Below are 10675 nucleotides of genomic sequence, written 5' to 3'. Positions count from 1 at the left end.
GGGCGAACAGAATGGCCGCCAGCACGATCAGGTTCTTATAGCGGCCGAGGAATGTTTCCATACTGTTGCCGACTGCGACGACTAGTCAATCGATATCTTGCGCAGCAGCTTGAAGTCGCTCAACATTTTTCCGGTGCCCAGCACCACGCTGGACAGGGGCTCGTCAGCGATGGAGACGGGCAGCCCGGTTTCCTCGCGTATGCGCTTGTCCAGGTTCTTGAGCAGCGCGCCTCCGCCGGTCAGGACGATGCCGCGGTCGCTGATGTCGGCCGAAAGCTCCGGGGGCGTGCGTTCCAACGCCACGCGGATGGCGTTCATGATGGTGGCCACGCACTCGCCCAGCGACTCGCGAATCTCGCTGTCGTCAATGGTGATGGTCTTGGGCACGCCTTCGATCAGGTTGCGGCCCTTGATTTCCATGGTCAGCGGCTTCTCCAGCGGATAGGCGGAACCGATCTCGATCTTGATCTGCTCGGCGGTGCGCTCGCCGATCAGCAGGTTGTACTTGCGCTTCAGGTAATTCATGATGGACTCGTCCATCTGGTTGCCCGCCATGCGGACGGAGCGCGAGTACACGATGCCGCTCAAGCTGATGACGGCGATGTCGGTGGTGCCCCCGCCGATGTCCACGACCATGTTGCCGCTGGGCTCGGTGATGGGCAGGCCGGCGCCGATGGCGGCCACCATCGCCTGCTCGACCAGGTGGACCTCGCTGGCCTTGGCGCGGTAGGCCGAGTCCATGACCGCGCGCTTCTCCACCTGGGTGATCTCGGAAGGCACGCCGATGACGATGCGCGGGTGCACCAGCATCTTGCGGTTGTGGGCCTTCTGGATGAAATAGTTGAGCATTTTCTCGGTGACCTTGAAGTCGGCGATGACGCCGTCCTTCATGGGCTTGATGGCGACGATGTTGCCCGGGGTGCGCCCCAGCATCTCTTTCGCTTCTTTGCCCACGGCCTCGACCTCGCCCGTGTTCTTGTTGATGGCGACGATGGAAGGCTCATTGACCACGATGCCCTTGCCCTTGGCGTAGACCAGCGTGTTGGCCGTCCCCAGATCGATCGCCAGGTCGCTGGAGAACATGCTGAACAGCGACCGCAGGTTGGTGATACGGGAGGACGAGTGGAATCCGTTGGATGACATAAACCTACTTCTCTCTCTTACCTAGTGCTTTGTCCAGTTACCAAGGTTGGTGCACACCAAGTGTGGGCTGAACAGCTCCCGTATTGTAGTCCGAAGAATACCCCCGGAAGGGCGCGATTGTCCGCCCCTACTGGATGACGACCTTTTTCTGCTGGGTGTTGACCCCGCCCTTGCTGTTCTGGGCGGTGATGGTGATGACGTTCTCCCCGTTGGGCATGGGCGGGGTGAAATAGTGGAAGGTGCCGTCGGTGGCGATGAAGGGGACCTCCTCGCCATTGACCATCACCCGGGCGCTGGCCTCGGTCTTGCCCCGGACCTCGATGACGTGGCCATGCTGCACGAAGGGTTCCAGCTCCAGGGCCAGGGAGACGTCCTGCGTCCCTTTGGGGATGATGGTGAAGCGGTTCTTCTCGCTCTCCACCGATTCCTTGCCAGCGTCATCCACCGACTGCACACTCCAGTAATAAGCGCCCTCGGTCAGGCCGGAGACCTGCACGTCGGTGGAGCTCACCCGCCGGTCGAATACCAGCGAGGAAAAATAGGGGTTGCGCGATACCCGCAGGTGATAGCCCCTGGTGTTCGGCACCGGGGTCCAGGAAAAACCGACGGGCTTGACGCCGCCCGGGGCGGTGAAGATGGGCATCATGTTGGCCGGGACGATGAGGGTGGGAGGGCCGATCTCCTTGACCTTGGTCATCTTGGGCGCGTCGGCCTGGAAGGAGACTTTCTCGAAGTCGGTGAGGCGGACCACTTCGTCGCCGCGGCGCACTTCGCCGCTGCCCTTGCGCACCACGATCTCGTGCTGGTCGGCGCGTGGATCGTTGCGCACCTGGGCGGCCGATTCCGGGGCCAGGGTAGCGGTCGCGCCCGCCACGATGACCGCCGATTTCGAGCCCTGGGAATAGGTCGCTGTGGTCAGGTCCACGGTGCCGGTGGTGACCTGCACGGCCACGCTGGTCTGCTGGGCGGCGTTCGTCGAGTTGTCCTCGACCACGATCAGGGAATCCTGCTTGATGGTGTAGTTGGTGCCATCGGCGAAGACCACCTTGGCCATGCCTTCCGAGCCGGTCTGCACCACGTCGCCTTTTTCCAGAGGCAGGCTGTAATCGCCGTTGACCCAGGTATTGCTGTTGACCTTCTTGACCCGGACGGTGCCATCGATGGCGGTGAAGTGGGCCTGCTGCGAGCCCGCAGTATTGTCCTTCTTGGCGGGCGCCACCAGGCCGATCCTCTCAAACACGGAGGTCGCCAGATCGCTGGTCTTGGTGGCGATGGTGCGGCTGGGCCCGGGGAAGACCACGTAGAAGACTAAACACCCCAGCAAAAAGAGCGCGACGATGGCGATCGCCACCGAGCGATAGGTGATGGTGGTCCAGGAAATCTGGACGCCCAAATCTCTTTGTCTTCTTGGCGCCGGCATCAGGTCGCGTGGCCGATTTCAGCGGCAGACTAGCACATGCAAGTATAGCCTCAAATAAGATGAATAACACGAAGTCCCCCGCTGCCATCCGATCCGATACCGGCAAGGGTGGGGTGCGGCTCACCGGTACGGCCCCTGCTCGCAAGGTGGCGGGACCGCTAACTTGCGATGCGCCCGCAGGTGTGTCACACTCCGGCTGCTCGATGCGAGTCTCTCATGCGGAGCGAAAGCAAAGCCCCTATGCCAACGGCAAGGGAGCGGCGACCAGCGGGTTAGGGCTGGATCAGGAACAGTAGCCAAGGATGGTCGTACCCGCCAGTTTGGCACCGAACTCGAACGATGACCGGCCGAGCCGCATGTCACGCCCCGAGCGGGAAGCGGCTTCCTACATCCAGCGGGTGATGGAGCTGCTGCCCAGCGGATTCTTCAGCCGCACCACGCAGTTCCTGTTCGACGCGATCGCCTGCGCCATCTCTCTTTACCTGGCGTATCAATTGCGGTTCGACAGCGCCGTGCCGCCCATGCACCGGATGGTGATGTGGGCATGGATGCTGCTGCTGCCGGTGATGCGGCCGGCGCTGATGTGGGCGCTGGGCGGCTACGACCGCATCTGGCGCTACTTCAACCTGCATGACGGATTGGTGCTGGCGGTGACTTCGCTGCCCCCCACCATGTTCATGGCGCTGGTGCGCTTCGGCCTGTGGCGGAGTCTGTGGATGGCGCAGGTGCCGGTCGGTGTGATCGTGATCGAGTACCTGCTGTTCGTCGGGGTGGCGGGGACGGTGCGGTCCCTGCGCCGTATGAGTTTTGAAGCGGCGCTCGGGAGCGGACCGCGACTGCGGGCCCTGATCGTCGGCACCGAGGGATCGCTACCGGCGGCGCTGCGCCACATCAGCAGCCATCACGAGATCTCAGTAGTGGGATTGCTCGCCCCTGATGCCAAGCTGCACGGACTGCGCATCGGGGGATTCTGGGTGCTGGGCGAACCCGCGGTCCTGGGACGCCTGCTCACCTCGGGCGCGGTGGACCTGGTGCTGATCGCCGATGCCGGACTCGACTCCATCGGCGACCTGGTGGCCACGGCCACCGAGTTCGGGGTCGATGTGCGCCTGCTGCCCTCGGCGGAGAACGTGATGAAGGGCGACGTGCGGGTCTCGACCTCGCCCCGGCCGGAAGACGTTCTGCAGGACCGGGCGGTGCTCGCGGAGCCGCACCCCAATGTGGTGGAGGCGTTCCGCAGCCGGGTGGTGCTGATCACCGGCGCCGGCGGGTCGATCGGCTCGGAACTGGCGCGTCAGGTGGCCGGCCTGCCGGTGGCTTCCATCATCCTGCTCGACCGCGACGAGAACTCGATCTTCGAAGTGAACCGCGAGCTCGCCGGACGCGCGGACCTGAAGGCGCAGGTGTTCCAGCGGGTGGGCGACGTCCGCGACCGGGTGCAGCTGCAGCGCCTCTTCGAGCTGTACCGGCCGCATATCGTGCTGCACGCCGCCGCCTACAAGCACGTGCCGGTGATGGAGGAGAACTGCTGCGAGGCGGTGCTGAACAACGTGTTCGGCACGCGGGAACTGGCGGAGAACGCGGTCGCCTACCATGCCGAGCGTTTCCTGATGATCTCCACCGACAAAGCGGTGGCGCCGACCAGCGTCATGGGCGCCAGCAAGCGGATCGCGGAGTTGCTGGTGCAGTCGCAAGCGGCGCAGATCGGGCGGCGGCGCGGCGACACTCGCATGGCCTGCGTGCGTTTCGGCAACGTGGTAGGCAGCCGGGGCAGCGTGGTGCCCATCTTCCTGCGCCAGATCGCCGCCGGCGAGCCGCTCACCATCACCGACCCGGAGATGACCCGCTACTTCATGACCATCCCCGAGGCCGTGCAACTGGTGTTGCAGGCGGCCACCCTGGGCTCCAAGGGCGAGATCTACATGCTCGACATGGGGGACCCGATGAAGATCACGGCGCTGGCCCGCAAGCTGGTGGAGATGTCGGGGCTGCGCCCGGACAAGGACGTCGAGATCCGCTTCGTGGGCGCCCGCCCGGGCGAGAAGCTGGAAGAGAAGCTGTGGAGCGAGGAAGCGCAGGTCAGCGCGACCGCGTTCCCGCGGGTCATGTCGATCGACGCGCTCGGCATCCCCGCCGGCTTCGAGGAAGGCCTGGAGCGGCTGGAGGCGGCCGCCAGCGCCCATGACGAGAGCAGCGTGCGCGCCCTGCTGGAGAGCATGCCCATCGGGTTCCGCAAGCCGGCCAAGGCCGCGGCCGAAAGCGCCAACTAGCCCAGTTCGATCGCCATGATCGGTTTGACACGCGCTGCATCTCCGCGTACGGTTCCTGAGCCTAACTTGGCAATCTGACTCGGTTCGCAGGTGCGCGGCCACTCCGTCCCGGAATACTGCCACGAAGGAACCTTTCATTCGCTCCCATACTTGAATGTGGAGAAGGAGAACAAACATGAGGAAGCATGGATTCTTGTGCGCTGCGTTACTGGTATTAAGCGCTTCGCTGGGGTGGACGCAGGCGGGCCCGGACAAGGTCTGCGAAGTCAACGTGACGACCCCAAAACCCGGGGCCGCCAAGCAATTCGAGGATGCCCGCAAGAAGCACAACGGGTTCCACCAGGCCGAGAAAGACAAGAATGCGATCATGGTCTGGTCGATCTCGACCGGGCCCGGCACTGACAAGTATCTGACCGCGACCTGCGGGTTGACCTGGAAAGACATGGACGGTCACGATGCCTTCGACAAGCGCGATGCGGCGGACCGCGAGAAGACCCTGGCACCGACCATCGCATCGAATGAGTCGTCGTATTACGTCCTGCGCAGCGACTTAAGTTCCGCGCCCGAGCCGGCTACGCCGGCCAAGATGGTCACTGTCGTCCACTTCTTCGTGAAAACTGCCGGAGTGACGCAATTCAGCGAGGGGGTCAAGAGGATCAACGCCGCTATCGCCCAGACCAAGTACCCGTCGAAGCCTTCGCGCTGGTATCAACTGGCCAATGGTGGAAAGGGACCTCACTTCGTGCTGGTCACCGACCGCAATTCTTGGGCGGACATGCAGGGACCCCAACAGTCGCTGGTGGACATGCTCAAGCAAGCCTACGGAAACGAGGACAAAACCCTGCAAACGGTGCGCGAAGCGATCGACTACACGGTTTCCGAGATACTGGAGTACAGGGCCGATCTGAGTTACATGCCGGCAAAGTAGCTCGAATGGACCCAGAGCCCGCCGTTGGATCGGCGGGCTTTCTTGTTGCCGCCGCCAAAGCCCGCGTTGACAGCAAAGGAAGGCGGCGGCTGGACGCGGCAACGGGCCCAGCTGCAATCCCGGCTTTCAACGGCGCAAAGAATGGTTGCCGACGCGCCCAAGTCCTGCTTGGGCGCCTGTGACCGTCTTCCGGGTGTCCGTTGCCGCTGCCAGCGACCAGTTGGGGACCAGGAGATCGGCCACGGAGAGAAACTGGCTCTCGATGGGGCCTGCGGCCAGGATGGCGTCCGCCTCGAACTGCTGAGGATCGGCATCGGTGACTTCTCCCAGCATGACCACGACCCGCTGGGTCGGACTCATGCGTTTGACCAGATGGCACAATTCCATCGCTTCCTGGGGTTGGTCGGAAGCGTCCACCAGAAGGACGTCATAACCCTCCAACGGCCAAAGCCACAGCGTCTCTTCAATGCCCGCGGTCTCGACCAAGTTGCCCCGGGCCGACAATTCCTGCCAGCCGACACAGGCGTCGAACGGAGTCCTCTGCGACGCAAGCAACACGCGCAGGGTCGCTGGCGGCGCCACGGACGCGTTGGATGCACCCGCCATCACTCAACTCGCTTCCTTCGCACTCTGGGTGACCGAGGAGAGAAAAGCCAGCAGCTTGTCCTCGATCGCCTCTTCCGTCTGGTCCGATATCACGATCGCCGGCAGCGCGGTCGCTTCCAGCCGGAAGGGCCCGCTGGCGAGAACGACGATCACCGGCTTGCGGTCGGCCCGCCCGGTCCTGTGATACCAATCGGAGGGGAAGGGACAAGAGTCATGAGCACCGACCACGATCACGTCGTAGAGACCCGGCGGGAACGCCCGCGGGGCCAGCTCTGCGGCGGGAACGGCCGATACCTGGTAGCCCAGAGCCAGCAGTCTCCGCGCCCGGGCGCGGCGCAGCGACTGCTGCGGCTCGATCAGCAGCACCCGGGGCCCGGGTTGCGACCTTGGTTCCATAAGCCGCTCTCGATGGCACCAGAGCAGGTGGTTCAGTTTGGGAGACGCTGTGCGCCAGGTTTCGAAAACATTGTACAAATCACGATGGCGGAATTCCGTGACCGCGCTCACGGGTGGCCGTGAGGTGATCTCTCCAGATGTCGGGGATCAAAGAGCCGTGCGTCGTTCAGCGGCAAACTGGGTCCCGGCCAGCAGTGCAGAAAAAGAACGAGCCACAAACTGCGCTCGGGGACGCCTTGCCGATTGCCCTTCCCCCTCCCTTGCCACTCTTCCCGCGCCCGGGATAGCATGAATGGTTTGCACTTCGGGACACGGAGGCATCTGTCATCATGGCAACCGATACGGTCGGAGTCGCCGCAGGCTCAGAGCGCAAGACCAGCCCCAGGGTCTACAAGAACTTCATCAACGGAGAGTGGGTCGAAGCCGCGACGGGCGAGACCTTCGAGAACATCAATCCGGCCGACACCCGCGAGGTGGTCGGCATCTTCCAGAAATCCGGCGCCAGGGACGTGGAAGCCGCGGTGGAAGCGGCCAAGGCGGCGTTCAAGAAGTGGCGGCTGGTGCCGGCGCCGCGCCGGGCCGAGATCCTGTACGCGGCCTCGCGCGTCCTGGAGCAGCGCAAGGAGCAGTTCGCGCGCGACATGACGCGGGAGATGGGCAAGATCATCAAGGAGACGCGGGGCGACGTGCAGGAAGCCATCGACACCGGCTACTACATGGCGGGCGAGGGGCGGCGCATGTTCGGCCCCACCGTCCCCTCGGAGCTGCCCAACAAGTTCGCCATGGCCATTCGCCAGCCGGTGGGCGTCTGCGCCATGATCACACCGTGGAACTTCCCCATGGCCATCCCGTCGTGGAAGCTCTTCCCCGCCATCGTGGCCGGCAACTGCTGCGTCATCAAGCCGGCACAGGACACGCCGCTCTCGGTCTTCAACTTCGTGTCGGCGCTGACCGACGCGGGCGTGCCGCGGGGCGTGGTCAACATCGTCACTGGCTTCGGCTCGAAGATCGGCAACCCGATGACCGAGCACCCCGATATCCGCGCGGTCTCGCTCACCGGCTCCACCGACGTGGGCCGCATCGTCGGCACCTCCTGCGCCAAGAGCTTCAAGCACTGCTCGCTGGAACTCGGGGGCAAGAACCCGATGATCGTGCTGGACGACGCCAACCTCGAGCTGGCGCTGGACGGCGGCCTGTGGGGCGGCTTCGGCACCACCGGACAGCGCTGCACCGCCACCAGCCGCATCATCGTGCAGAAGGGCATCTACCGCGAGTTCGTGGAGAAGTACGTGGAGCGCGCCAAGCGGCTGAAAGTGGGTAACGGGCTCGACGAGTCGGTGGAGATGGGCCCGGCGGTCAACAAATCGCAGATGGAGACCGACCTGCAATACGTCGAGATCGGCAGGGGCGAAGGCGCCAAGCTGCTGTGCGGCGGACAGCGCCTGGAGTCGGGCGATCACCGCTACGGCTGGTTCGTGGAGCCGACGGTGTTCGGCGACGTGGACCGCAAGATGCGCATCGCCCAGGAGGAGATCTTCGGGCCGGTGGTTTCCATCATTCCCTGCAACGACCTGGACGACGCCATCGACATCGCCAACGACATCGAGTACGGGCTGTCGTCGGCCATCTACACGAAGAACGTCAACAACGCCTTCAAGGCGATGCGCGACCTGTACGCCGGGATCACCTACATCAACGCGCCCACCATCGGGGCCGAGGTGCACCTGCCCTTCGGCGGCACCAAGGCGACCGGGAACGGGCACCGCGAGGGCGGCATCGGCGCCATCGACTTCTATACCGAGTGGAAGTCGGTGTACGTGGACTACAGCGACAAGCTGCAGAAGGCGCAGATCGACAGACCCGAGTAGCCAGGAGGCAGGAGGCAGGAGGCAGCGGCCCGGCGCAATGCCGGGCCGGTTTCATTGGTCAGAAGCCGCCTTCGTCGGCGGAGGGACCGTACAGCGCGGGGACGGGTACGTCATTGAGACGCAGATATACAGTCAGTTGCGCGCGGTGGTGGATGAGGTGGTTCATGACGAAGCTCCGGAGCACGGCGACCTTGGGCAGGGTGAGGATGGTCTTGCCGCCGGAGAGCAGGCTCCAGGGTTTCATCAGCTCCTGATCACTGGCGGCGGCAATGGCCTGGCGGCTTTCGCGCAGGTTCTTGTCGAATGCGGCGAGCAACTCGGCGCGCGAGCCGATGCTGGGTGACTTGGGCGCCGGCTGGCCGGGAGGATTGATGTCGAGAGAATCGCCGCCGAGGATGGAGGTAGGCCAACTGGGCAGGTTGGCTACGTGTCCGGCGAGCCAACCCATGGTGCCGGACTTCGGATGCGGCTTCCAGCCGAACTTGTCGTCGGGAACGCGCTCCAGGGTCCTGCGCGTGCTGGCCATCTCCTGATCGAACTCGGGTAAAAGAGACTGCGCGATCGCCATTGCTTCCTCCGTTTGGGATACCGTCATAGGACACACGCGATTCGTCCTGGGACACATTTTTTGTTGTTGGCTTGTACAATCGTTACGTCATAGGAAGGCGTCATGGCCGCGAAGCATCTTGCATGCACTCATGCTGGGTTCGCGGCACGCGAGATTCTTCGGCGCAAGAGCGCCTCAGGATGACGCCGGTAAAGGTAGATCTGCACGTATGGCTACTGCTTCCGTCCCCGAGATCATCGCCGCCCTGCGCATGGAGAACGTGCGCTACGCCATCCGCGATCTGGCCGTGCTGGCCGACGAAGTCGCGCGCCAGGGCCACACCATCCTGCCGCTGAACATCGGCGATCCGCTCAAGTTCGACTTCGCGACCCCGCCGCACATGGTGGCCGCGGTGGAGAAGGCGATGCGCGACGGGCACAACGGCTACGCGCCCTCACTGGGGGTGCAGGAGGCGCTGGTGGCGATCCGCCACGACGCCGAGCGGCACGGGTTCAAGAACATCCAGAGCGTGTTCGTCACCGCCGGGGTCAGCGAAGCGGTGGAAGCGTGCCTGACCGCGCTGGTCAATCCCGGCGAGGACGTGCTGGCGCCCAGTCCCGAATACCCGCTGTACTCGGCGGTGCTGGCGAAGATCGATTCGCCGCCCAATCCCTACTTCCTGGACGAAGACAACGGCTGGGAGCCGGACGTGGAGGAGATGGCGCGCAAGATCAGCAAGCGGACCCGGGCCATCGTGGTCATCAATCCGAACAACCCGACGGGAGCGGTGTACACGCGCAAGAAGCTGGAGGCGATCGCCGAGCTGGCGCGGCGCCACCACCTGGTCATCCTGGCCGACGAGATCTACGACAAGCTCATCCTCGACGACGACTGCCCGCACGTCTCGCTGGCCACGCTGGCGCCCGATCTTCCGGTCATCACTTTCAGCGGACTGTCGAAGCCCTACCTGGCGCCGGGATGGCGGGTGGGCTGGGGCATCGCCACCGGCGACGCCGCCCAGATCAAGCCGTACATCGAGGCCATCCACAAGCTGCTGCGGGCGCGGCTGTGCTCCAATCACCCGACGCAGTACGCCATCAAACCGGCGCTGGAAGGCCCGCAGGACCACGTCCCGGAGATGAACGCCAAGCTGCGCCGCCGCCGCGACCTCACCGTGCAGTGGGCGAACTCGACCAAGCGCGTGAGCTGCGTGGCTCCCAAGGGGACGTTCTATGCCTATCCCCGGCTCGACATCCCCGACGACGACCTGGATTTCGTAAAAGACCTGCTGGTCGAGAAGCACGTGCTGGTCGTGCATGGCAGCGGCTTCGGGCAGAAGCCGGGCACCAAGCACTGCCGCATCGTCTTCCTGCCCGATGAAGCCACCTTGGGCCGCGCCTACCAGTCCATCGCGGAATTCCTACGCGAGCGCTACGGAGAATAGTCTTTCCCGGGAATGAAAAAAGCCGCCGGAGGACCCGGCGGCTTTCCGCCTTT

At 64.2% G+C, this 10675-nt stretch carries 9 protein-coding genes; 4 read left to right on the top strand and 5 right to left on the bottom strand.

The annotated features are described in order from the left end of the window. Window positions 1–81: 81 nt before the first annotated feature. Both VMS96_05800 and VMS96_05795 read right to left on the bottom strand, forming a co-directional pair. The gene (locus VMS96_05800; protein ID HVP42924.1) at window positions 82–1143 is read right to left on the bottom strand and encodes a rod shape-determining protein; all 1062 of its coding nucleotides are present in this window, start codon (window positions 1141–1143) and stop codon (window positions 82–84) included. A gap of 127 nt (window positions 1144–1270) precedes the next feature. Further along, window positions 1271–2536, bottom strand: a complete 1266-nt coding sequence (locus VMS96_05795; protein ID HVP42923.1) for a hypothetical protein — start codon at window positions 2534–2536, stop codon at window positions 1271–1273. Between the two features lie 383 nt (window positions 2537–2919). Here VMS96_05795 and VMS96_05790 point away from each other — a divergent pair, with 383 nt between their 5' ends. Together VMS96_05790 and VMS96_05785 are read left to right on the top strand one after the other, a co-directional pair. Continuing rightward, window positions 2920–4833 (top strand): nucleoside-diphosphate sugar epimerase/dehydratase, encoded by a 1914-nt coding sequence (locus VMS96_05790; GenBank protein ID HVP42922.1) that lies wholly within the window; start codon window positions 2920–2922, stop codon window positions 4831–4833. A 175-nt stretch (window positions 4834–5008) separates the two neighbouring features. Next, the gene (locus VMS96_05785; GenBank protein ID HVP42921.1) at window positions 5009–5761 is read left to right on the top strand and encodes a hypothetical protein; all 753 of its coding nucleotides are present in this window, start codon (window positions 5009–5011) and stop codon (window positions 5759–5761) included. A gap of 126 nt (window positions 5762–5887) precedes the next feature. On the opposite strand, the gene VMS96_05780 is transcribed toward VMS96_05785, so the two are convergent. Next, the gene (locus VMS96_05780) at window positions 5888–6367 is read right to left on the bottom strand and encodes a hypothetical protein (protein HVP42920.1); all 480 of its coding nucleotides are present in this window, start codon (window positions 6365–6367) and stop codon (window positions 5888–5890) included. Between the two features lie 3 nt (window positions 6368–6370). Continuing rightward, window positions 6371–6763, bottom strand: coding sequence for a hypothetical protein (locus tag VMS96_05775; protein HVP42919.1), 393 nt, complete (start codon window positions 6761–6763; stop codon window positions 6371–6373). 329 nt (window positions 6764–7092) lie between these two features. On the opposite strand from VMS96_05775, the gene VMS96_05770 reads away from it, so the two are divergent. Next, on the top strand, window positions 7093–8631 hold the full coding sequence (locus tag VMS96_05770) for an aldehyde dehydrogenase family protein (protein HVP42918.1): 1539 nt from the start codon (window positions 7093–7095) through the stop codon (window positions 8629–8631). 58 nt (window positions 8632–8689) lie between these two features. Here VMS96_05770 and VMS96_05765 read toward each other — a convergent pair whose 3' ends face one another. After that, complete coding sequence (locus tag VMS96_05765) at window positions 8690–9199, bottom strand: DinB family protein (protein HVP42917.1); 510 nt, start codon at window positions 9197–9199, stop codon at window positions 8690–8692. Between the two features lie 208 nt (window positions 9200–9407). On the opposite strand from VMS96_05765, the gene VMS96_05760 reads away from it, so the two are divergent. Continuing rightward, a complete protein-coding gene (locus tag VMS96_05760; GenBank protein ID HVP42916.1) occupies window positions 9408–10622 on the top strand; it encodes an aminotransferase class I/II-fold pyridoxal phosphate-dependent enzyme in 1215 nt (404 codons plus the stop codon). The last annotated feature ends 53 nt before the right edge of the window (window positions 10623–10675 follow it).

It is taken from the genome of Terriglobales bacterium (assembly GCA_035543055.1).
Taxonomy (GTDB): Bacteria; Acidobacteriota; Terriglobia; order Terriglobales; family Acidobacteriaceae; genus JAIQFD01.
The sequence above is the reverse complement of the archived record's forward strand: the minus strand, read 5'-3'. Positions and strand labels throughout refer to the sequence as shown.